The 23,658-nt window shown below is 65.5% G+C and carries 18 protein-coding genes, 1 tRNA gene and 1 pseudogene; 10 read left to right on the plus strand and 10 right to left on the minus strand.

Translation table 11 applies throughout. From position 1 onward, the window contains the following. Positions 1-15: 15 nt before the first annotated feature. The 6 genes from AQ611_RS13480 (at position 16) to AQ611_RS13505 (ending at position 7,613) form a co-directional block, all read left to right on the plus strand. Entirely contained in the window at positions 16-924 is a 909-nt protein-coding gene (locus tag AQ611_RS13480) for a DMT family transporter (protein WP_059512985.1), read from the plus strand. Positions 925-985: 61 nt separating this feature from the next. Further along, entirely contained in the window at positions 986-2,167 is a 1,182-nt protein-coding gene (locus AQ611_RS13485; protein ID WP_059512983.1) for an aminotransferase-like domain-containing protein, read from the plus strand. Positions 2,168-2,257: 90 nt separating this feature from the next. Beyond that, entirely contained in the window at positions 2,258-2,725 is a 468-nt protein-coding gene (locus tag AQ611_RS13490; protein ID WP_059512981.1) for a RidA family protein, read from the plus strand. Between the two features lie 4 nt (positions 2,726-2,729). Beyond that, positions 2,730-3,632 carry a PhzF family phenazine biosynthesis protein gene (locus AQ611_RS13495; RefSeq protein WP_069234809.1) on the plus strand — a complete coding sequence of 301 codons (903 nt, stop codon included), beginning with the start codon at positions 2,730-2,732 and terminating at the stop codon, positions 3,630-3,632. Positions 3,633-3,868: 236 nt separating this feature from the next. Continuing rightward, positions 3,869-6,226 (plus strand): bifunctional diguanylate cyclase/phosphodiesterase, encoded by a 2,358-nt coding sequence (locus tag AQ611_RS13500; protein WP_069234810.1) that lies wholly within the window; start codon positions 3,869-3,871, stop codon positions 6,224-6,226. A 184-nt stretch (positions 6,227-6,410) separates the two neighbouring features. Then, the gene (locus AQ611_RS13505) at positions 6,411-7,613 is read left to right on the plus strand and encodes a chromate transporter (RefSeq protein WP_374755064.1); all 1,203 of its coding nucleotides are present in this window, start codon (positions 6,411-6,413) and stop codon (positions 7,611-7,613) included. Between the two features lie 152 nt (positions 7,614-7,765). Here AQ611_RS13505 and AQ611_RS13510 read toward each other — a convergent pair whose 3' ends face one another. Next, a complete protein-coding gene (locus AQ611_RS13510; RefSeq protein ID WP_059512975.1) occupies positions 7,766-8,221 on the minus strand; it encodes a multidrug/biocide efflux PACE transporter in 456 nt (151 codons plus the stop codon). 93 nt (positions 8,222-8,314) lie between these two features. Here AQ611_RS13510 and AQ611_RS13515 point away from each other — a divergent pair, with 93 nt between their 5' ends. Continuing rightward, complete coding sequence (locus tag AQ611_RS13515) at positions 8,315-9,199, plus strand: LysR family transcriptional regulator (RefSeq protein WP_069234811.1); 885 nt, start codon at positions 8,315-8,317, stop codon at positions 9,197-9,199. A gap of 103 nt (positions 9,200-9,302) precedes the next feature. Here AQ611_RS13515 and AQ611_RS13520 read toward each other — a convergent pair whose 3' ends face one another. The 5 genes from AQ611_RS13520 to AQ611_RS13540 all read right to left on the minus strand — a co-directional run bounded on the left by AQ611_RS13520 (position 9,303) and on the right by AQ611_RS13540 (position 17,252). Further along, positions 9,303-9,761, minus strand: coding sequence for a CopD family protein (locus tag AQ611_RS13520; protein ID WP_069234812.1), 459 nt, complete (start codon positions 9,759-9,761; stop codon positions 9,303-9,305). A 311-nt stretch (positions 9,762-10,072) separates the two neighbouring features. After that, complete coding sequence (gene parC, locus AQ611_RS13525; RefSeq protein WP_059512968.1) at positions 10,073-12,391, minus strand: DNA topoisomerase IV subunit A; 2,319 nt, start codon at positions 12,389-12,391, stop codon at positions 10,073-10,075. Positions 12,392-12,449: 58 nt separating this feature from the next. Beyond that, positions 12,450-14,432, minus strand: coding sequence for a DNA topoisomerase IV subunit B (gene parE / locus AQ611_RS13530; protein ID WP_059512966.1), 1,983 nt, complete (start codon positions 14,430-14,432; stop codon positions 12,450-12,452). Positions 14,433-14,619: 187 nt separating this feature from the next. Next, positions 14,620-16,584, minus strand: coding sequence for an ATP-binding cassette domain-containing protein (locus tag AQ611_RS13535; RefSeq protein ID WP_069234813.1), 1,965 nt, complete (start codon positions 16,582-16,584; stop codon positions 14,620-14,622). Positions 16,585-16,844: 260 nt separating this feature from the next. Continuing rightward, a complete protein-coding gene (locus AQ611_RS13540; protein ID WP_069234814.1) occupies positions 16,845-17,252 on the minus strand; it encodes a DUF4399 domain-containing protein in 408 nt (135 codons plus the stop codon). 156 nt (positions 17,253-17,408) lie between these two features. Here AQ611_RS13540 and AQ611_RS13545 point away from each other — a divergent pair, with 156 nt between their 5' ends. Then, on the plus strand, positions 17,409-17,591 hold the full coding sequence (locus AQ611_RS13545) for a rubredoxin (RefSeq protein ID WP_059512960.1): 183 nt from the start codon (positions 17,409-17,411) through the stop codon (positions 17,589-17,591). Positions 17,592-18,238: 647 nt separating this feature from the next. Here AQ611_RS13545 and AQ611_RS13550 read toward each other — a convergent pair. From AQ611_RS13550 to AQ611_RS13560, 3 genes are all read right to left on the minus strand, one after another. Next, on the minus strand, positions 18,239-20,053 hold the full coding sequence (locus tag AQ611_RS13550) for a chloride channel protein (protein ID WP_069234815.1): 1,815 nt from the start codon (positions 20,051-20,053) through the stop codon (positions 18,239-18,241). A 20-nt stretch (positions 20,054-20,073) separates the two neighbouring features. After that, on the minus strand, positions 20,074-20,487 hold the full coding sequence (locus AQ611_RS13555; protein ID WP_069234816.1) for a MarR family winged helix-turn-helix transcriptional regulator: 414 nt from the start codon (positions 20,485-20,487) through the stop codon (positions 20,074-20,076). 84 nt (positions 20,488-20,571) lie between these two features. Next, entirely contained in the window at positions 20,572-21,729 is a 1,158-nt protein-coding gene (locus tag AQ611_RS13560; RefSeq protein ID WP_374755063.1) for an HPP family protein, read from the minus strand. 560 nt (positions 21,730-22,289) lie between these two features. Between AQ611_RS13560 and AQ611_RS13565 the strand changes: the two genes are divergently transcribed. Both AQ611_RS13565 and AQ611_RS13570 read left to right on the plus strand, forming a co-directional pair. Then, positions 22,290-22,364 (plus strand) — tRNA-Arg (locus tag AQ611_RS13565). Positions 22,365-22,816: 452 nt separating this feature from the next. Beyond that, positions 22,817-23,110 (plus strand): hypothetical protein, encoded by a 294-nt coding sequence (locus AQ611_RS13570; RefSeq protein ID WP_083237322.1) that lies wholly within the window; start codon positions 22,817-22,819, stop codon positions 23,108-23,110. Between the two features lie 262 nt (positions 23,111-23,372). Here the strand turns inward: AQ611_RS13570 and AQ611_RS26670 are convergent. Next, positions 23,373-23,585: pseudogene (locus AQ611_RS26670) on the minus strand (DNA adenine methylase); the annotation flags it as partial. Positions 23,586-23,658 lie beyond the last annotated feature (73 nt).

Below are 23,658 nucleotides of genomic sequence, written 5' to 3' on the forward strand. Positions count from 1 at the left end.
TAAGGACCCGCCTCGATGGATTCACGCGAAACCCGCGGTATGCTGCTCGGCCTCATCGGCGTGATGATCTTCAGTCTCACGTTGCCGATGACGCGCATCGCCGTCACCGAACTCCACCCGCTTCTGAACGGCCTGGGCCGCGCACTTGTCGCCGCCGTGCCGGCGGCGCTGCTGCTCGCGCTGCGCCGCGAAGCCCTGCCCACCCGCGCGCAGCTCAAAAGCCTGGGCATCACGGCGGCGGGCGTGATCATCGCGTTCCCGGTGCTTTCCGCCTGGGCGATGAAAACCGTGCCCGCATCGCACGGTGCGGTCGTCGGCGGACTGCAGCCGCTCTTCGTCGCGGTGTATGCGGCGTGGCTGTCGCACGAGCGGGCGTCGAAAGCATTCTGGGCATGCGCGCTCGCGGGCAGCGCGATCGTCGTCGCATTCGCGCTGCGCGACGGCGGCGGCACGTTCCAAGCGGGCGATCTGCTGATGCTCGGCGCGGTGGGCTTCGGCGCGCTCGGTTACGCGCAAGGCGCGCGGCTCGCGCGCGAGATGGGCGGCTGGCAGGTGATCTGCTGGGCGCTCGTCGTGTCCGCGCCGTTTCTCGTGCTGCCCGTCGGCTGGCTCGCGTGGACGCACCACGTCGCGCATCCGCAGCCCATATCGCCGCGCGTGTGGTTCGCGTTCGGCTACGTGACGCTGTTCTCGCAGCTCATCGGCTTCTTCGCGTGGTACGCGGCGCTCGCGATGGGCGGCACCGCGCGCGTGGGGCAAGTGCAACTGCTGCAAATCTTCTTCACGATCGCGTTTTCGGCGCTCTGTTTCGGCGAGACCGTCGCGCCGTCGACGTGGCTGTTCGCCGCCGCCGTGATCGCCACCGTCATGCTCGGCCGTCGCACCACGATCACCACCGCACCGCTGCCGGCTCGCGCGGGCTGATCCGGCGAGCGATAATCGCTTCCTTGCATCCCATTCACTACGATACCGAACGAGGAGACACATGAATTCGAGCGATCTCAAGCCGCCTCGCTGGACCCTGTCCGAACGCGCGCGCAAGCTCACCAGCTCGGCGATCCGCGAAATCCTGAAAGTGACCGAGCGCCCCGAAGTAATCTCGTTCGCGGGCGGTCTGCCCGCGCCCGCGACGTTCCCGGCCGAACGCATGCGCGAGGCCGCCGATCGCGTGCTGCGCGACGCTCCCGGCGCCGCGCTGCAATACAGCGCGACCGAGGGCTTTCTGCCGCTGCGCGAATGGATCGCCGAGCGCTACCGCGTGCGCACGACGCAAGTGCTCGTCACGACGGGCTCGCAACAGGCGCTCGATCTGCTCGGCAAGGCGCTCGTCGATCCGGGCTGCCGCGTGCTCGTCGAGACGCCGACCTATCTCGGCGCGCTGCAATCGTTCTCGCTGTACGAGCCGCACTACGTGCAGGTGCCGACCGACGACGCCGGCCTGCTGCCCGACGCGCTGACACCCGAGCTGACCCGCGGCGCGCGTCTTCTGTACGCGCAGCCGAACTTCCAGAACCCGACCGGCCGGCGTCTTCCCGTCGAGCGCCGCCGCGCGCTCGCCGCGCTCGCGCAGACAAGCCCGTTTCCGGTGCTCGAGGACGATCCCTACGGCGCGCTCAATTACGCGGGCGAGCCGCTGCCGACGATGCTGTCGATGGCGCCCGAGCATATCGTCCATCTCGGCACGTTCTCGAAGGTGCTCGCGCCGGGTTTGCGGATCGGCTATATCATTGCGCCCGAGGAGCTGCACTTCAAGCTCGTGCAGGCCAAGCAGGCGACGGACCTGCATACGCCGTCGCTCACGCAGCGCATCGCATACGAAGTGATCAAGGATGGCTTCCTCGACACGCACATCCCGGCCATCCGCCAGCTTTACGCCGCGCAGTGCGACGCGATGCTCGCGTCGCTCGCGCGGCATATGCCGCCAGGCGTGAGCTGGAACCGTCCGGAAGGCGGGATGTTCATCTGGGTGAAATTGCCCGCGCGGATCGACAGCATGCAGCTGCTCGACGCCGCGGTGGCCAATCATGTCGCCTTCGTGCCGGGCGCGCCGTTTTTCGCGAACGACGCGCAGCAGAACACGCTGCGGCTGTCGTTCGTCACGGTGCCGCCCGAGCGGATCGAAGAAGGCGTCGCGCGGCTCGGCAAGCTGCTGCGCGAACGCCTGTGACAGGCCGCCGTCCGCCGGCTTCATGCAACCGGCGGACGGCTTCACTCAGCCATTCACATTGTTACGATTGACAGAAAGGACAGCAACGCCATGGCGAACGTCTACGACAAACTGAAGGAACTCGGAATCGAACTGCCCGCCGCCGGCGCGCCGGCCGCCGCCTATGTGATGAGCGCGCAAAGCGGCAACACGGTGTATCTGTCCGGCCACATCGCGAAAAAGGACGGCAAGGTGTGGGCCGGCAAGCTCGGTCATGACCTGAGCACGGAAGACGGCAAGGCCGCCGCGCGCGCGGTCGCGATCGACCTGCTCGCCACGCTGCACGCGCACACGGGCGATCTGAACCGCGTGAAGCGGATCGTCAAGCTGATGAGCCTCGTGAATTCGACGCTCGAATTCACCGAACAGCATCTGGTCACGAACGGCGCGTCCGAGCTGATCGCCGAGGTGTTCGGCGACGCCGGCAAGCATGCGCGCTCGGCGTTCGGCGTCGCGCAGATCCCACTTGGCGCGTGCGTCGAGATCGAACTGATCGCCGAAGTCGCCGGCGACGCATAACGCGATGGCCGCGCGCACCGTCGCACCGGGCGCCATCGCGACGGTGCGCTTCAAGCAGGTCGATGTGTTCACGTCGACACCGTTCAAGGGCAATCCGCTCGCCGTCGTGTTCGACGCCGATGCGCTCGACGACGCGGCCATGCGCGCGATCGCGCATTGGACCCACCTGTCCGAGACCACCTTCATCGTCGCGCCGACCGATCCCGGCGCCGACTACCGGGTGCGGATCTTCACGCCGGGCGGCGAGCTGCCGTTCGCCGGCCATCCGACGCTCGGCACCGCGCATGCGTTCCTCGAAGCCGGCGGGCAGCCGAAAACACCCGGCAAGCTCGTCCAGCAATGCGGCGCGGGGCTCGTCGAGCTGGCCGAGCGCGACGGCTGCTGGGCATTCGCCGCACCGCCCGCGCGCGTCACGCCGCTGCCCGAGCGCGACTATCCGGCGCTCGCGGCCGCATTGCGCACCGAGTCGATCGATTACGCCGGCATGCCGCCGCAGGCGGTCGACAACGGCGCGCCATGGCTCGTCGTGCGGCTCGCATCGGCGGCCGACTGCTTGACGCTCGCCCCCGATTACGCGGCGCTCGCGCCGCTCGCCGCCGCGATGGACACGCACGGCGTCGCGGTATATGGGCCGCATCCGGCGGGCGGCCCGGCGACGTTCGAGGTGCGCTGCTTGATGCTCGACGACGCATTCGGCGCGAGCGAAGATCCCGTCACCGGCAGCGCGAACGCGGCGATCGCCGGCCTGCTCGCCGATGCGGGGCGGCCGCCCGGCTCGCGCTACACGGCCCGCCAAGGCACCGGTATCGGACGAGACGGCCGTATCGGCGTCGAATACGACGCCGGCAAGATCTGGATCGGCGGCGCGAGCGTGACGGTCATCGACGGCCGCATCCGCTTGCGCTGAAACGCCGGCGGCGTGCGCGACACCGACCGTTTCCGCGCCTTGGCGCGCCGCCGGCACGGGCTTGCCGGCACCGCCGTGCCGAGCGCTTCGCGCGCCGGCGGCTAGCGATAGCTTGCCCGGGATAAATTCCAGCACGGTCATTCAGTAATATCGGACCTCATCGGTCATCTCAATTTTGACCGTTCATCCCGTCATTCCGTCGAATCGACCATGCGCGAAAGGACACCTTCCGTCCGATGAGTCCGTTTCGGTCCCATGCCTCCCGTACCGGGAGACCGGTACGCGTGCAGCGCATGTCGCGCCGCCGCGCGCTGTTTGCGATTCCGTTGCTCGGCACGCTCGCGCTCGTGCTGCTGTGGGTCGTGATCGTCGCGCGCCTGTCCGTCGAGAAAGACGGCGCCTATCGCGAAGCCACCGCGTCGGCCGCGATCCTGTCGGCCGCGCTCGAGCAGCACACGGTCAAGGCGATCCATCAGGTCGACCAGATCACCCGCTTCGTCAAATACGAGTTCGAGAAATCGCCCGCGCACTTCAATCTCGCGAACACGGTCGAGAAAGGCGTGGTGCCGAGCGATACGCTGATCCAGGTGTCGCTGATCGACGCGCACGGAAAGCTCATCTCGAGTACGGCCGACGCGCACCCCAAACCCATCGACCTGTCCGATCGCGAGCACTTCAAATTTCACGCGCAACGCAACGACGATCAGCTCTACATCAGCCGCCCGGTGCTCGGCCGCGTGTCCGGCCGCTGGACGCTGCAAATGACGCGGCGTCTAAACCACCCCGACGGCACGTTCGCGGGAATCGTCGTCGTGTCCGAGGATCCGAACTACTTCACGAGCGACTTCTATAACAACGCGGCAATCGGCAAGGAAGGCGTGATCGCCGTGGTCTCGGACACCGGCGCCGTACTGGCGCGCCGCACCGGCGCCAACAAGCGGGCGCTCGGCGCGTTCACGGCCTCGGGCGTGTATTCGCCGCCGGAGCGCGCGTCGGGCGCCTATGTCGATCCGATCGACGGCATCGCGCGGATCGTGTCGTATCGCCATCTCGACGGCTATCCGCTCGGCGTGCTGGTGGGGCTGTCGCAGGCCGAGGAATTCGCCGACTACCGCCACACGCGCAACATCTATCTGCTGATGACGAGCTTCATCACGCTCGCGATGCTGTCGTTCTTCGGCGTGGCGACCGGCTTGATCGGCAAGCTGCTCGGCCGCGAGCGCGAAATGACGCAACTGGCCGAATACGATCTGCTCACCGGCCTCGCGAACCGCTATGCAACGCTGCGCGGGTTGCGCAACGACGTCGCGCAGGCCTCGAGCCTGTCGCGGCTTGCGCTCCTGTTCATCGATCTCGACAACTTCAAAACCGTCAACGATACGCTCGGCCACAATGCCGGCGATATCGTGCTGCAAATGACGGCCGCGCGGCTATCCGACGCGGTCGGCAACGAGGGCGCGCTCGCGCGCATCGGCGGCGACGAGTTCGTCGTCGTGGTCAAGGGCGACCATGTCGAGCGGCGCGCCGAGCGCCTCGCCGCGGCGATCATCCAGATGTTCTCCGCGCCGTTCGACGTGCGCGGCAGCACGTTCGTACTGCACGCAAGCATCGGCATCGCGCTGCATTCGGTGGCGAACGAAAGCGAAATCGACCTGCTGAAAAAGGCCGACCTCGCGATGTACAGCGCGAAGGACGCGGGCAAGAACTGCTATCAGTTCTATGCGCCGCATCTGTCGCATCGCGCCGATCATTTGATGCGATGGGAGCAACAATTGCGCATCGCGTTGTCGGATGAGCAACTCTTCCTTGCGTATCAGCCGAAGATCGATCTCGCGCAACGCTGTATTACCGGCTTCGAAGCGCTCGTGCGCTGGGATCATCCCGAACACGGCGTGATTTCGGCGAACGAATTTATTTCGATTGCCGAATCAACCGGGCTGATCGTGCCGATCGGCGATTTCGTGATCCAGAGCGCATGTGAGCAACTCGCGCGCTGGCGCGACGAGGGCCTCGATACGCTGACGCTTGCCGTCAACATCTCGCCCGTCCAGTTCTGGCGCGGCGACCTGATCGAGACGATCGCGCACGCGCTCGCGCAAACGGGCATCGAAGCGCGCCGCCTGGAAATCGAGATCACCGAGACCGCGATGATGGAATATCCGGAACTGGTGTCGGAAAAAATCGCCGCGCTGAAAAAGCTCGGCATTCGCATCGCGCTCGACGATTTCGGCACCGGCTATTCGTCGCTGTCGTATCTGCAACGCTTCTCGGTCGATACGCTGAAGGTCGACCGCTCGTTCATCCAGGCGGTGCCGACCGACCGCAACGTCTGCGTCATGGTGTCGTCGATCGTGCATCTGGCACGTGCGCTCGGGCTCACGGTGGTTGTCGAAGGCACCGAGACGCAAGAGCAGGTCGCCTGGCTCGCCGCGCTCGGCCAGATCGAAGCGCAAGGCTTCCTGTTCTCGCGCCCCGTGCCCGCGGACGGCATCGCCGCCCTGCTCGCGCGCTTCGGCGTCTGCGGCCGCACGACGCCGCACGACGCAAGCGCGGAAATGGCAAGCATCGCTAAACAATCGGCCGACAAAAACTAAACAAACGATGGGCCGCGCTGCGCGGCGATTGGCCACGCAACCGGGCCCCCGCTGCCCTATTCGCCATCAATTTTCGCAATCCTCAAAAATCCGAAAAAAGCGGCGTCCCGGTGGCACAATGACAGCCAAGTTTCGATGCATGCCAGGCCGGGCGTGCACGTTCCATCCGCACATCATCATGCCAATGACAAACCTCAACGCCGCCTTACGCGGCGAGCAGGAGCCGCTGTGGGCGCTGTTCAGGACCGTCGCCGGCGTGTCCGCCGTGTCCTGGGGCGGTTTGGCGATGATGGCCCAGCTCGAACGGCATTACGTCGAGCGGCAGCGGCGCATCGATGCGGCATCGTTCGCGGATCTCGTCTCGCTTGCTTGGATGATGCCCGGCCCCGTCGGCTGCAATGTCGCGATTCAGGTCGGCCATGTGCTGCGCGGCCCTGCCGGCGCATGGGCCGCCGGCGCGGCGAGCGTGCTGCCGTTCTTCGCAGCGATGACGCTATTCGCGATTTTCTACCGCACGCCGTTCGTCCGCTCCCTTGCGTCGCCTGTGCTGCTTCATCACTTCGGCATGGTGCTCGCCGCGCTGATCGGGCTCACCTGGTTCAGGCAAGTTCGCACGCTCGTGCATGCGCCGCTCGAGCGCAGCATGGCCGCGCTCGCGACCGTGCTGCTCGCGCTCGCGCATCGCCCTGCGGCATTCGTCGCCATTCTCGCCGCGGCGTTCGCCACCGGCTGGCTTGCCACCGGCCGGTGGCGCAGCGAGCCGATGCGGCTTGCGCTGCCCGCGCGCGAATGGCGGCTTCTGATCCTGTTCGCGATCCTGATCGCCCTCTTCGCACTACCACTGCCCATCCGATATCAAATACCGCTGCTCTGGCCGCGACTCGCGGGCGCCGGCATGATGCTCTTCGGCGGCGGCTTCTCCGCGTTGCCGGTGCTGAAATCGCTGTTCGTCACGGGCGCGACGGGTATCTCCGAGCAGGATTTCATGCTCGCGTTCACGCTGTCGCCAGTGTCGCCGGGGCCGCTGTTGAACGTCGTGCCGTTTCTCGGTTATCTCGAAGACGGCTGGCGCGGCGCGCTGCTGTCGACCATCGCGCTCTTCGTGCCGTCGGGCTGTCTGGTCGTGCTCGCGCGCCGGCACGTCGAGCGCCTGAAATGCCACCCGCGCTTCGCAAACGGCATGCGCATGCTGCGCGCCGCCACCACGGCGTTTCTCGCGATTGCGTCCGCGCGCCTCATCGTGAAAACGCCCGCCGAGCCAATGTACTGGGCGACGGGCGCGCTCGCCTGGCTGTGCCTCGCGCGCTTCAAGATGCCCGTCTATGCCGTCTATGGCGCGGTCGCGGCAGGCTGCGGCGGCTGGCTGATTTTGTCCGCGCACGGCTGAGGCGGCCGCTGCGCCCTGCCTGCCGGCCGCCTTCTCACGGCAAAGCGCCGGCAGTCGCGCCGAAAAACTCCGCGCGCGAAGCATAAAAAAAGCCGGCAGTCGCGCCGGCTTTCGTCTCGAACCCCTGCAATCGATTCGCTTTACGTTCGTCATCAGGCCACCGCCCTTTGCGCAACCCAGCGCGTGCGCAGGCGGTCGTAGCCCAGGTTGAACAGGAACGTGTACGGCAAGAAGAACAGCAGAATGCCGAGGTCGAGCAACAGGGCCTCGAACAGGGTGATTTCGAGCCACCACGACGCAAGCGGCAACGCCATCGCGATCAGGCCGAGTTCGAACACGATCGCGTGAACCGCGCGCAACGCCAGCGTGCGCGTCAAGCGATACCGACGCTCGATCCGCTCGAACAACGCGTTGAACGCCATGTTCCACGCCATCGCGATCAGCGACACCACGGCCGTCAATGCGCCGACATGCACGAGCGACAAGCCGAGCAACCAGCTCATGAACGGCGCACAAATGGCGATCGCGGTCACTTCGAAAACGAGCGCGTGAATCAGGCGCTCGGTCAGGGTTTTCTGCGGAATCAGCTTTTGCATGAACATCTCCATCGGTCAACGACATGGCACTATTTTTATCGGATTGACCGAAATTATCCAATTAAATAGCATCGGTTTTTCCGATATAAAAAAGGACGATGCGCCATGCGTCATTCCCCCGAAGCGCTGCTCGCGTTTGCCGAAGCGGCCGCCCTTGGGTCGTTCTCCGCCGCCGCGCGCAAGCTCGGCAAGCGGCAGTCGACCATCAGCGAGGCGATCGCGAATCTCGAAATCGACCTTGGCGTCACGCTGTTCGACCGTTCGACCCGTCAGCCGACGCTGACCGACGCCGCCCGCGCGCTGCTTCCCGACGTGCATCGCGTGCTGGAGGCCAGCGAGGCGATCGATCAGGTCGCCGCCCGCCTGGCGGGCGGCGAGGAAGCGCGGCTGACGCTCGTCGTATCGGATACCTACCAGTCGAGCCGGTACGAGCAGACGCTCGCGGAACTCGATCGCCGTTTTCCGACGCTGGAATTCGAATGCCAGATTGCCGAACACGACGACGTGCTCGACCTGATCCAGCAGGGGCGCGCGCAGCTCGGGCTGATGGCGGCGCGCAGCACGTACCCGCCCGACATCGGCGCGGCAACGGTCGCCGAACGCTCGGAAATCGGTCTGTACGTCGGCTTGCAGCATCCGTTCGCGGCGCACGGCAACGCCGAAGTGCCGCTTGCCGCGCTGCACGACGCCCGCGAGCTGCGGCTCAACACGTATGTCGCGCCGCATGGCGAGCGCATCGAGACAGGGCTGGTCGCGGGCAGGCGTTACTGGTCGGCGCCGAGTTATCTGCTGCTGTTGGAAATGGCGGTCGCGGGGTTCGGCTGGGCGGAACTGCCGCGTTGGATGGTCGAGCATTTCGCGCGCGAACGGCTCGTTGAACTCAATGCGCGCGGCTGGCCGCGGCGGGTGCCCGTCGATGCGGTATGGTCGCGCAGCCGGCCGCTCGGGCCGGCCGGGTCATGGCTTTTGGACACGATGCTCGCGGCGTGACGCCCGGCGCATACCGGCCGTGACCCGGCATTCGCGCGCGGCGCAAAACGGCAACGAAGCGCGAAAGCCGGCATGAAACCGGCCCGCCGCCGCGAATCGGCGCTCAGAAGCCGCGCGACAGCACTGCCGCCCCCGTCGTCACGACGCCGAGCACGAGATTCACGACAACGAGCAAACGCATCGCATTGACGGCGCGCGCGCCGTCCGGCCAATTCTGCGCCTGCACCGCGCGGCGGATGCGCGGAAAGATCGCGAAGCGGATGTGGCCGAAAATCAGCATCATCACGATGCCGAGTCCCGCCATCGCATGCAGCGGCCAACTCGCGTGCGCGCCGCCGAAGCTCGTCAGCAAAACGCCGCCCGTCAGCAGGATCGCGATCACCGCGCCCGCCACCCAGTTGAAGAAGCGGCCGAACACCGCCTCGATGAGCGGCAGGCGAAGCTGCGGCGACAGATCGGACAATGCGGGACGTAGACAGAAGTGCGCGAACACCATGCCGCCCACCCACACCGCGACCGCGAGCAAATGGACAAACAAGGCGACGGCTATGGCGTGAGACATGTGAGGAATCCTGGTGGTTTTTCAGATTGCAATGCCGTGCGGCGCACGGCACGATGAGCGCGTTCGACAGCCGCGGCGCGCAACGGTTCAGCGCAATGGGCCACAATGGCTCACGGTCGGCGCGAAACCCGCCGCGCCGCTGGCACCTGAACCACCAGCGCGCCCGCCGGCGCCGAACGGCCATGGCCGAATCACCTCGTTGACCATCCGCAGCCAGCCGCCGTCCGGCACGAACGCGCATCCGCCATCCCGAACCGCCACGCAAAGCCGGCCGCCGCCACCTGCGCCCGGGCGGCCGCGCCGCCTGCCCGTCAGCCGAGCACTGGCCGCAACCCGGCGATCTTCAGCTTCGTGTCCGGCGCGCGCCCTTTACGCGCGCGCTTGCCGATATGCGGCTCGAGCGCGCCGCCGGCAAACGTTTCTTCTTGCACCTTGCCGCCGCGCCCCGTACCGGTCAGCACCACGCCCGTCGCGCCGACGGCCAGCGCCTGCACGAGCGTCTCCTTCGGGTCGAGCGCCATCAGCGTCACGCCGCGCCCGCCGCCCGCGAGCGTCTTCATCTCGTCGATGCCGAACACGAGCAGACGCCCGCCGCTCGACAAACACGCGACCATCGCCGCATCCGGCGGCACCGGCATCGGCGCGAGCGGAACCGCGCCGTCGTCGATCGTCATGAACGCCTTGCCCGCCTTCACGCGGCTCACCATATCGCCGACCTTCGCGACGAAGCCAAAGCCGTTGCTCGACGCGAGCAGAAGCGGCTGTTCGGCCGGTGCGGCGAAGTAATGCAGCAGGTGCGAGCCCGATTCAAGCTCGATCAGCGACGTGACCGGCACGCCGTCGCCACGCCCGCCCGGCAGCAATTGCACCGGCACCGAATAGACGCGGCCCGAACTGCCCCATGCGATCAGCGTGTCCGGCGTGCGGCACTGGAACGCCGCATACAGGCCGTCGCCCGCCTTGAACGAGAAGCTGGCCGGATCGAGCCCGTGGCCCTTCAGCGCGCGCACCCAGCCCTTTTGCGAGACCACCACCGTCACCGGTTCGTCGACGACCTTCGCCTCGAACGTCGCGCGCTTTTCCTGCTGGATTAGCGTGCGGCGCTCGTCGCCGAATTGCTTCGCGTCGGCCTCGATCTCCTTGATCATCAGCCGCTTCATCGCGCTGTCGTTCGCGAGCAGTTCCTCGAGCTTGTCCTTCTCGGCGCGCAATTCGTCGAGTTCCTTCTCGATCTTGATCTTCTCGAGCCGCGCCAATTGGCGCAGACGAATTTCGAGAATGTCGTCGGCCTGCCGCTCGGTCAGCTCGAACGCGTTAATCAGCGCGGCCTTCGGTTCGTCCGATTCGCGGATGATGCGGATCACTTCGTCGATGTTCAAAAAGACGATCATCCGCCCTTCGAGGATGTGGATCCGGTCGTTCACCTTGCCGAGCCGATGGCGGCAGCGGCGCGTGACGGTGACCTGACGGAACCGCACCCACTCGCCGAGAATCGACGCCAGCCCCTTCTGCGCGGGCCGCCCGTCCTCGCCGATCATCACCAGGTTCAGCGGCGCATTCGATTCGAGGCTCGTGTGCGCGAGCAGCGAGTTGACGAACTCGGTCTGGTCGATCGTGCGCGACTTCGGTTCGAACACGAGCCGCACGGGCGCGTCCTTGCCTGATTCGTCGCGCACCGCGTCGAGCAGATCGAGCATCGCTTTCTTCGTATTGGCCTGCTCTTGCGTGAGTGTCTTCTTGCCGGCCTTGAGCTTCGGGTTCGTCAGCTCCTCGATTTCCTCGAGCACCTTCTGGCACGACGTGTTCGGCGGCAGTTCGGTGACGACCAACTGCCACTGGCCGCGCGCGAGATCCTCGATCTTCCAGCGCGCGCGCACCTTGAGGCTGCCGCGGCCCGTCTCGTAAGCGGCCGAAATCTCGGCGTCGCTCGAGATGATCTGGCCGCCGCCCGGAAAATCCGGCCCCGGTACCAGCCGCATGAGTTCCGCGTGCGGCAGTGCCGGCTGGCGGATCAGCGCGACGGCGGCCGCCGCGACCTCGCGCAGGTTGTGCGACGGAATCTCGGTCGCCAACCCGACCGCGATCCCGGACGCGCCGTTCAGCAGCACGAACGGCAGCCGGCTCGGCAGCAGCTTCGGCTCGTCGAACGAGCCGTCGTAGTTCGGCATGAAATCGACGGTGCCCTGGTCGATCTCGTCGAGCAGCAGCTTCGCGATCGGCGTGAGGCGCGCTTCGGTATAGCGCATCGCCGCCGCGCCGTCACCGTCGCGCGAGCCGAAGTTGCCCTGGCCGTCGATCAGCGGATAGCGCATCGAGAAATCCTGCGCGAGCCGCACGAGCGCGTCATACGCGGACTGGTCGCCATGCGGGTGATACTTGCCGAGCACGTCGCCGACGACGCGCGCGGACTTCACGGGCTTCGCACTGTCGCCGAGGCCCATCTCGTTCATCGCGTAAAGAATGCGCCGCTGCACGGGCTTCTGGCCGTCGCAGACGTCGGGCAGCGCGCGTCCCTTCACGACGCTCACCGCGTAGTCGAGATACTGGCGCTCCGCGTAGCGGCCGAGCGTCAGATAATCGCCCTCGGGCGCGGCCGGCTCGGCGAAAAGATCGGGAGTGTTGTCGTCCATCTAGATTCCGTGTCCGTATATGCGATGCGTGCAATGCCGGGCGCGCGCCCGGCTTCGCTCAGATATCCGCCTCGACTTCGTTGCCCTTTTCCTCGAGCCAGTTGCGGCGCGCGGCCGCCTCGCCCTTGCCCATCAGCATCGTCATCTGCCTGACGGTCGATTCGAAATCGAGCTCGCCGAGCGCGACGGGCATCAGGCGGCGCGTGTCGGGGTTCATCGTCGTGTCCCAAAGCTGCTCGGCGCTCATTTCGCCCAGGCCCTTGAAGCGGCTGATGCTCCACTGCGATTCGCGCACGCCGTCCTTGCGCAGCTTGTCGAGGATCGCGTCGAGTTCGCCTTCGTCGAGCGCGTAGAGCTTCTGCGCGGGCTTCTTGCCGCGCGCGGGCGCGTCGACCCGGAACAGTGGCGGGCGCGCGACGAACACGTGGCCGCGCTCGATCAATTGCGGGAAATGCTTGAAGAACAGCGTGAGCAGCAGCACCTGGATGTGCGCGCCGTCGACGTCCGCGTCCGACAGAATGCAGATCTTGCCGTAACGCAGGTTCGACAAATCGACGCTTTCGTCGGGGCTGTGCGGATCGACGCCGATCGCCACGGAAATGTCGTGCACCTCGTTGTTCGCGAACAGCCGGTCGCGCTCGGTTTCCCACGTATTCAGCACCTTGCCGCGCAGCGGCAAAATCGCTTGGTATTCCTTGTCGCGGCCCATCTTCGCCGAGCCGCCCGCCGAATCGCCCTCGACGAGGAACAGCTCGTTGCGCGCGATGTCCTCGGTTTCGCAGTCGGTCAGCTTGCCCGGCAAAACGGCCACGCCCGAACTCTTCCGCTTCTCGACTTTCTGCCCCGCGCGCGTGCGCGCCTGCGCCTGCTTGATGACGAGATCGGCAAGCTTCTTGCCGTGCTCGACGTGCTGATTGAGCCACAGCTCGAGCGCCGGACGCGTGTACGACGACACGAGCTTCACCGCGTCGCGGCTGTTCAGCCGCTCCTTGATCTGCCCCTGGAACTGCGGATCGAGCACCTTCGCGGAAAGCACGAACGACACGCGCGCGAACACGTCCTCGGCGAGCAGCTTCACGCCCTTCGGCTGCAGGTTGTGCAGCTCGATGAAGCTCTTGACCGCCTGATAGAGGCCGTCGCGCAAGCCCGATTCGTGCGTGCCGCCCGCGGGCGTCGGAATCAGGTTCACATACGATTCACGCACGAGCGAGCCTTCCTCGCTCCATGCGACGACCCACGACGCGCCCTCGCCCTCGGCAAACGTGTCGTCGCCCGAACGCGAATCGGCAAAGCGCTCGCCTTCGAAGAGCGGAATCAGCAGCTCGCTGCCGTTCATCTCGTCGAGCAGATAGCCACGCAGGCCGTCATCGTACTTCCAGCTCTGCCGCTCGCCCGTCTTCTCGTTGACGAGCACGATCTCGACGCCGGGCAACAGCACCGCCTTCGAGCGCAGCAACCGTTGCAGTTCGCCCATCGGCAGGTTCGGCGAATCGAAATATTTCGGATTCGGCCAGACGGTCACGCGCGTGCCGGTTTTCTTGTCGCCGCGCGCCGCCGATTGCGTCGCCAGCGGCCGCACCACGTCGCCGTCCGCAAAGCCGAGCGTGGCAAGCTTGCCGTCGCGCCAGACGCTGACGTCGAGCCGCGTCGCGAGCGCGTTCGTCACCGACACGCCGACGCCGTGCAAGCCGCCGGAGAACGTGTACGCGCCGCCCTTCGCCTTATCGAATTTGCCGCCGGCGTGCAGCCGCGTAAACACGATCTCCACGACCGGCACGCCTTCGTCCGGATGCAGTCCGAACGGAATGCCGCGGCCGTCGTCCTCGACGGACACCGACTGGTCCGCATGCAGCGTAACCGTGATCAGCTTGCCGTAACCGCCCAACGCCTCGTCGGAGGCGTTATCGATCACTTCCTGAATGATGTGCAGCGGGTTTTCCGTGCGCGTATACATGCCGGGCCGCTGCTTGACGGGCTCGAGGCCCTTCAGCACCTTGATCGATGCTTCGCTATAGGCCGCTGCGGGCTTTTTCATGGACATAGATCAGTGTCGTCATTCACCGGGACCTTATCCCCAGCTCGTGTGGATAAGGTCGTGGACAAAACGTTGAATTCGATAAAAATTCGAGTCGAAACAAGGACGTGCGCGCCGTGCTCCGAAAGCGGGCGGCGCGCCGCGAACGGCCTGCCCGCGACGCGGCGTATTTTACTGGTTCCGCAACGACGGATCACAACGGCTTGCGTTTCGCCTCCAGCGCCTCCCAACGCTCGAGCGCCTCGAGCAGCGCGTCGTCGAGCGCGGCGAAGCGCTCGGTGAGCCGCGTGCCTTCCTGCGGGTTGGTCACGAAAATCGCGCCGTCGTCGAGCTGGGCGCCGATCGCCTTCTGCTCGGCCTCCAGCGCGGCAATCTTGTCGGGCAGCGCGTCGAGTTCGCGCTGCTCGTTGAACGACAGCTTCACCGTGCGCTGCGCATTGCGGCCTGCCGCGCTCTTCGGCGCATCGTCCTTCTGGTCTTTCTGATCCTTCGCGCCCGCGGGCTCCTTCGCCGCATGCTTTGCCGCCTGTTCGTCGGCGAGCCGCTGCGCACGCTCGCGCTGCACCTGCCAGTCGGTGAAGCCGCCGACGTACTCGCGCCAACGGCCGCCGCCCTCGGCCGCGATCACCGACGTGACGACGTTGTCGAGAAACGCGCGGTCGTGGCTGACGAGCAGCACCGTGCCGTCATAGTCGGTCAGCAGCTCCTCGAGCAGCTCGAGCGTGGGAATGTCGAGATCGTTGGTCGGCTCGTCGAGCACGAGCACGTTCGCAGGCCGCGCGAACAGACGCGCGAGCAGCAGGCGGTTGCGCTCGCCGCCCGACAGCGACTTGACCGGCGAGCGCGCCCGCTCGGGGGCAAACAGGAAATCGCCGAGATAGCTCATCACATGCTTTTTCGCGCCGCCGATCTCGACCCAATCGCTGCCGGGGCTGATCGTGTCGGCCAGGCTCTTTTCCGGATCGAGCTGCGCGCGCATCTGATCGAAATACGCGACCTGCAGGTTCGCGCCGGCGCGCACCACGCCTTCGTCAGGCGCCAACTCGCCGAGAATCAGCTTCAGCAGCGTCGTCTTGCCCGCGCCGTTCGGGCCGACGAAGCCAATCTTGTCGCCACGCATCACCGCCGCCGAGAAACGCTCGACGACGGTACGCTCACCGAAACGTTTCGTCACGTCGGTCAGTTCCGCAACGATCTTGCCGGACTTCTCGCCCTGCGCGACATCGAGCCGCACATTGCCTTGCACGGCGCGACGCTGCGCGCGCTCGCGGCGCATCTGCTCGAGCCTTGCAATGCGGCCGACGCTGCGCGTGCGCCGCGCCTCGACGCCCTTGCGAATCCAGACTTCCTCCTGCGCGAGCAGCTTGTCGAATTTCTCGTTCTCGATGCGTTCGACTTCGAGCTGCTGCGCCTTGCGTGTCTGATACGCGGAGAAATTGCCCGGATACGACAGCAGGCGCCCGCGATCGAGTTCGACGATGCGCGTCGCCACGCGGTCGAGAAACGCGCGATCGTGCGTGATGAACAGCAGCCCCGCGCGCTGCGCGACGAGCCATTCCTCCAGCCAGCGGATGCCGTCGAAGTCCAGATGGTTGGTCGGCTCGTCGAGCAGCAGCACGTCGGGCTGAACGACGAGCGCCCGCGCGAGCGCCACGCGCTTTTGCATCCCGCCGGACAGCGCGTCGACCTGCAACGCTGCGTCGAGCCCGATTTGCGCGAGTGTCGTTGCGACCCGCGTGCGCCAATTCCACGCATCGGCCGCATCGAGCGACGATTGCAGCACGTTCATCCGCGCGAGCAGCGCGTCGTGCTCCGCGCCTTCGGGCGTCTGCGCCAGGCGGTGCGCGATCGCGTCGTAGTCGGCGAGCAGCGCGCGCGCGCCGGCAACGCCGGATGCGACCGCGTCGAACACCGTCTGCCCCGCGTCGAATTCCGGCTCCTGCGGCACATAGACCGTCACGAGCCCCTGCTGGCGCGTGACGAGGCCGTCGTCCGGCTTCGCCAGCTCCGCGACGATCTTGAGCAGCGACGATTTGCCCGCGCCGTTGCGGCCGATGAGCCCGACACGCTCGCCGGCCTCGAGCGAAAAGTCCGCGTGATCGAGCAGCGCGACATGGCCGAACGCGAGTTGCGCGCCGGTGATCGAATAAAGCGACATGGGAAAGACAGCAAAGAGGAATCGGACGCACATTGTACCGGGGGCCGCACGCGCTGCCGACATGGCCGGACGGCCTGCCGTGCCGGCGCGTGCGGGGCCGGTGATTTTCCGATCCGACCGGCCGGGCCGATTGACGGGCGGCGGGCTCGGGAAAACCTGTTCGCGACGGCCGCGGCCCACGGCGCGCCCGGTGTGCGCCCGAATGCCCGGTTGCCCGGTTGCCCGGACGCCCGACGCGCAGCGTCAAGCCGCGCGCCGGCTTACTTGACGTTGACCGTGATCGTCTGGCTCAGTTCGGGCCCATACGAGCGGTGCATGCCGTCGCCGAGCTGCAGCGTCAACTTATGCGGACCGGGCGACAGCTTCACGTCGGCCTCAGTCTGCCCCTTGCCGTAGTGCAGCGAATGTTCGTTCGCGGGAATCACTTCGCCCTTCGGAATCGGCTGTCCGTCGATCAAAAGATGATGGTGGCCGGTGTTCACCGTCATGTCGCCCGCGGGCTTGATGGCCATGTCGCCTTCGAGACCGAATTTCAGATGAACGGGGCTCGTGACCGTCGCACCATTGGCCGGCTCGGCAAAATACACGTTGGTTTCCGCGTAAGCGGCGGCGGATGTGCCGAACGCAGCCGCCGCAAACGCGCCGGCCAGCCATTTGGTATTGAACATCGCTTTCTCCTATGGGGTTGAAAGGTTATCGAAGGATACACCGTGCGCCAAGCGCCGACGAATCCCTCCTGCAATTCCGGTACCATTGCGCCGTCCCGCCCCGATGCGCCGCGCGCGCCGGGCGGACCGAATGCCGTGTCATTTTCAGAGTGCGATATGAGTGAAGTCATCGAATACAAGAGCTGGGTCTGCCTGATTTGCGGCTGGATCTACAATGAAGCGGAGGGCCTGCCGGACGAAGGCATCGCGCCCGGTACGCGGTTCGCCGATATCCCGGACGACTGGCGATGCCCGCTGTGCGACGTCAGCAAGGAAGAATTCGCGGCTGTGGAATTCTGAGTGTCGGTTGCGCGCCCGCCCGAATCCGCCGGGAAGGCGTCGGCCCGCCTCGCCTGCCAGCGCCATGCGCGTCGCAACGCCCTTTCAACGAACGACGCGCGTCGACAGCGCCCCTTTCCCGGAGCGCAAAGGAAGCGGCCGTCGCCTGCGGCGCACACCGGTTCGCGTAGCCAAGCACCTGCTTGCCCGGCTAACGACGCAGTCCAAATCGGATAGGCGTCTTTATTTCCGCTGAAATCACGCGGCCTACGAAAATGGCCGAAGGCCCGTCGACATGCGGCGAAGCCCGTCTTGCTGCGCGCGCCGGCGTGCAGCGCCACTCCCCGCGCAATTCCCGGTGCGCAGGTGCCGAGCCGATTTATTTAGGAAACTGAACAGAAGCGAACCGTGCGAAAGCGGCGCTCGTCACCGCGCGTCCGATCGGCGAGGGTCACGCCATTCACGCCGGCTTGGCGTTCTCTCGGCCCGCTCGTGGCGGCGTCGGTTCGCGCGGCGCGCGCCCTCATCGAGCAGCGGCGCCTATGCCGCGGCGGCCGCCGGGCCGCGGCGGGATGCGCGACCGGCCCGCTCGGCGTGCGCCGCCGGGCGCAGCCGCCCAAGCCGCGGCGGCGCTTGGCAGACAATCCGCCGCCGCGACGCTGCGCGGCTCAGCGCGGAGCCCGGCCGGTCACTGCTTTCGCGGCGCTCGCACCGCGCCTCGCCCTCGGCGCATACGCGTACCGGAATCGCTCGCGCTTGTGCTCCTCGTCGAAATGCTTGAGCGCGGGCTTGACGAGATCGCTGCGCGCGACGATGCCCACCACACGCAAGCCCCGGGCATCGGCCACCACCGGCAAGCGCTCCAGTTCCCGCACAGCGAGCCGCGTCGCGACGAGCCGGCAGGTCTCGTGCGGCAGCGCATACGCGAGCGTGGGCGCGGCGGCGCGCACGGCTTCACCGGCATTCGCGCGGCTGCCAAGGGCGTCGATCGCGCGCTCGAACGCCGCCCGATCCAGCATGCCCACCAGCGCGCCGCCGCGCGTCACCGGATAAGCGCGATGACGCTGCGTGCGGCTGAAATATTCGACTTGCACGTCGGCGAGTGCCGCATCCGCGTCAATCGTGACGACCGGCTGCGCCATCACCTCATCGACATAGTGCCGCTCGAGCGGATCGACACCGTACTCGCGGTAGATATGATGACCCCGCCGCGCAATTTTCTCCGTCATGATCGAGCGCTTCATCACCGCAATCGACAAACCGTGAGCAACGAGCGTCGCGGCGAGCAACGGCAATAGCGCGTTGACGTCGTGCGTGAGTTCGAGCGCGAACACGATCGCCGTGAGCGGCGCGCCGAGCGTGGCCCCGAGCGTCGCCGCCATGCAGACGAGCGGCCACAGCGCGGCCTCGCCGCCTGGCAGCACCGGCCCCAGCAACGTGCCAAGTCCGGCGCCGAGCATCAGCAGCGGCGCAAGCACCCCGCCCGACGTGCCCGAACCGAGCGCGACGACCCAAATCACCGCCTTCACGAGCAGCAGCGCGAGCGCGATGCGCAGCGCCAGATGCCCGTGCAGCAGATCGCCGATCACGTCATAGCCGACGCCCAGCGCGCGCGGCTCGACCAGCCCGCCGATGCCGACCGCGAGCGCGCCGAGCGCCGGCCACCACATCCAATGCACCGGCAGTTTCCCGAACCAGTCCTCGGTTTTGTAGAGCGCGGCCGACAGCCCGCACGCGAGCGCGCCGGACAGCAACCCCGCGACGATGCATGAACCGAACGCAACCGGCGTCGGCGCAGCGCTCGTCAGCGGAAACAACGGCCCCGCGTCGAACCACACCGCGCGCGCGAAACCGGCCGTCGCGCACGCGAGCGCGACCGGCAGGAAGCTGCGCGGACGCCATTCGAACAGCAGCAGCTCGACCGCGAGCAACACCGCCGCGACAGGCGAGCCGAACACCGCGGTCATGCCGGCGGCGGCGCCCGCGACGAGCAGGGTCTTGCGTTCGGCCGCAGTCAGCTTGACGAACTGTGCGATCAGCGAGCCGAGCGCGCCGCCCGTCATGATGATCGGCCCTTCCGCACCGAACGGGCCGCCGCTTCCGATCACGATTCCCGACGACAGCGGCTTCAGAATCGCCACTTTCGGCGACATCCGGCTCTTGCCGAACAGAATCGCCTCGATGGCCTCCGGAATGCCGTGCCCGCGGATCTTGTCCGAGCCGAAGCGCGCGATGCAGCCGACGATCAGCCCGCCTGCGACCGGCACCACGGCCACCCACGCGCCAAGCGCATTCGTTGCGGGCGAGCGGTCCGCGAACGAAAACTGCTGAAAGAAAAACAGATTCGTGAACAGGTGAATCAGATTCAGCAGCACATAAGCGGCCAGCGTGCTCGTCAGGCCGATCACGAACGCGAGCGCGATGAGACGCGGCAGCCGCGCGCCCGGGGCGAAATCGCGCTTGTGCGAAACGGAAAGAGACATGATGGAGAAAAAGCGAGCGGTCAATAATCGATTTGAGGCACCTGGAATGCGCCACGCAAGGATTTCAGCTCCGCGCGATGCAACGCGGCGAGCCGCGCGAGCAGCTTCTCGCCGGTCTTTTCCAAATGGACTTCGACCTGCCGCCGATCGACATCGCTCGTCTTGCGCCTGACGAGCCCCAGCTTCTCGCAACGCGACACCAGCGCGACCACGCCATGATGTTGCGCTTGCAACCGTTCGGCCAGCTCGCCGATCGTTGCCCACTCGCGATCCGGATAACCCTTGATATGCAGCAGCAGCAGATATTGCAGCGGCGTGATGCCCTCGCTTTGCGCGGCTTGTTCGGAAAAACGCTCGAAACGCCGCATCTGGTAACGAAACTCCGAAAGCTGCTCGAAATCGGTTTTTTGTAGAACTCGGAAAGCGTCGGTCATCGAGATTCCATGGATCAGTGCACGCGCAAATATATCACAATGTGATGAAAATGCCGGCAAACGGCCCGCGCCGCCCGAGCCGGATCATGCCACGCGCTGCATCCGCGTCTGCCGGTACAGGCCCGCGATCAGATCCGACTGCGTGACGATGCCGGCAAGCCGATGATCGGCGTCGACCACCGGAATATGGTGATGGCCCCGATCCGCGAACAGCGGCACGAGCGCCGCGATGGGCGTCGTCGTGCGAACCGTTTCGACATGCGTGGCCATCAGCGAACGGATCTCGCGCGCAGAAGCGAACTGGACGGCCCCGCGCCAGCGCGGGCGGCCGTGTGCGGCGAGGTCCGCGCGGGTGACGATGCCGACGACGCGCGACGACGCATCGACGACCGGCAGCGCCTTGATCCGATGCCGATTCAGCAGCGCGAGCGCGGCGGACGCCGGCGCTTCGGGTCGCACGCTCAACGCGGGACAGGTCATCACGTCGGCGGCCGACAGCGTGTCGAATGTCCGCGCATACGCGTGCATTTCGGCGTCCTGAACCAACGCTTCGAGATCGTCGGGCGCAATGTCGAGCCATTCGTCCCGTCGCCGCAGCGCCTCCTCGAGATCGGCCCGGGTGAAGCCCATCGCAACAGGCTGCGGCTGGCCGCCGTGCTGCGCGCCCGGCTTCGCAAGCGCGTTGCCATGCGGATAACGGTGCCCCGTCAGCGCGTGATAGACGAGCGCCGCGCCAAGCAACGCCATCGATTGCAACAGAATCGGGACGACGATGAAATGAAAGCCCAACGCATGGATCGCCGGGCCGCCAATGACAGCCGTCAGCGCAACCGCGCCCGATGGCGGATGAACGCATCGAAACGCGAACATCCCGGCGATGGCAACCGCGATCGCCGCCGCCGCTGCAAATACCGGATCGCCAATCCATCGCGCGCAAGCCACACCGACCGTCGCCGCAACGAAATTGCCGCCGATCAACGACCAAGGCTGAGCGAGCGGACTGGCGGGCACCGCGAACAGCAACACCGCGGACGCGCCCATCGGCGCGACGAGCAGCGGCGCATGTGCGACCTCCCCCGGCATCGCACGCATGATGCAACCGACAAATGCAATACCGACGAACGCGCCGATACAGGAGCGCAGCCGTTCGCGCCGGCTCAACGTAACCGGAAGCGGAACGAAATGGTGCAGCCACGTGCATAACTGCGCAAACGGGAAAACGAAGCGAAACGGCATCGGCATGACGGAAGGATGGTCGACGTGCGCCGGCAAGCGGCGGGCGCGGAAATTATATGTGATTGTGATATATTTGGCGACGACCATCCTGATGGGAAGACGTCATTCGCCGCACGCTGGTTGGGGTTGCGCGTTTTATGTTTTGTGCTTTGCGTTGCCTGAGGCCTGAGTGTGGGGAAATCGGCAATCGCGTGCTCCTCAGCGGCGACGCACACTACGTCCACGTCTTTCGAACCCGGCGCATGCGACGCTCAGCGTCCGACCCTCATCGATTCCCTTCACGCATATCGCTTTGATATACTCTGTCCTCGCCGGCGGACACCGAATCGATTCGGCCGGCATTTGCCGATCGGCAACATCGAAGCCTGCGTTGCTTCGTCTGAAGACTGTAACCATCCAGCGAAGGCAGCGCTGCGATACAGCTGGGGCGAAGTCATCAACCACGCTTCATGACATATCAGCGCACGTTATTCACACACGCGCTGATATTCCGCCAAGGCAGTTGGGACAAGGCTTGGTTTGACCCGCTTTCATCAAGCGCCGCCCCATGCCTCTCAAACTATCCGCTCCCCGTAGTTCAATGGATAGAACAAGCGCCTCCTAAGCGCTAGATACAGGTTCGATTCCTGTCGGGGGGACCAGGAACACCACCTCCCCGCCTTATCCGACAAGCCTTCCCGGCTAATTTGGCGTAATTCTGGCGTAATCGCACACCTGGGCGCCACCACCTTGTCGCCCACCAGAGGTGCGGCATCGCTTTCACTGCCTCAAGTTCGACTGTCATCCCTTCAATCATCCTGCCGCAGCGTCACCACCGACGTAGACGCACTCACATTACCTGCCGGCAATACCGGCGCCGCTACTTGCCGCGTACATCAAGCCGCAGAACCTTCGCATAGTGACGTCTCGCACCCGACATCACCGTCAATCAAAATCCAACCATCCTACTCGCACCCCAAATTTCGCAATATAAAAAATCATAATTCACGTTGACGATCGAAACCGTTTACCATATCGTTTGATACGATTTGTTTTCACAAATCGCATCAAACATGAAAAAGTTTGAATGAAACGTAGAAACTAGGTCGCCGACATGGCATTACTCCTTTCCTTGTTATTTGGGAAGGGCAAAGAGATGCCGGCGGTAACAAAGAAGGAACTGTTGCTACTCGGGCAAATGCACACGGATCTCGAAATACACCTGATTAGAACCATGATCGAGGACGAGCGATGGTGGAAGATGCTAGTAGTCACATCCCGAGGTCAGGAATTCGAAGTTCAAACGGCGTTGGCGAAGACCAAACTTTGGCGACGCCTTGATATCGCCGTCGACTTCATAGCGGAAACGTGCCCGGACGTTAAAGAGCTCCGCGTTTCGCTCGAATAGTTGGGTTTCATTGGGTGTTTGATTACACCCAACGTGAAAGACTTCGCTGTGGGTATTCAACGCCCCAGCATCGGTGTCGTGATATCCGTTGCGGCGGGAATCTGCCTCCCCGCCAACTCTTACGGCCTAAGAGGGATGTCGCGCTTTTGGCGGCCAAAAGCCTTCCGCAGTGCACTCGCAACGAGCGCACTTTTTTTTGAAGGAAAGGCCGTGAATCGCCTCCAATGTCGATTTGATGCAACCGTCTCCATGATCTTCACAATTAGAACAACCCAGCCGGCTCTGCTGCATCAGCCCAACTGAAAATAATGAGTTTGCGCCGGTCAACGCGCCCGGCCGCACCGCCAACCACCGTGTACTGGATCGGCACAGCCTCAATGTGGAATCCGTCGAATACGCACCGAATGTCCGGATGATCGTTGAGACTCACGATCACCCGCCCCTTGATTGAACAAAACCGCGCAGCCATCCGCTGCAAACTTTACGATATGCCTGACGAGCCGAATCCCGGATCAGGCAACGAAACTGCCCGAATTCGAGCGCTTGAA

Source organism: Burkholderia singularis (genome assembly GCF_001718875.1).
Classification (GTDB): Bacteria; Pseudomonadota; Gammaproteobacteria; order Burkholderiales; family Burkholderiaceae; genus Burkholderia; species Burkholderia singularis.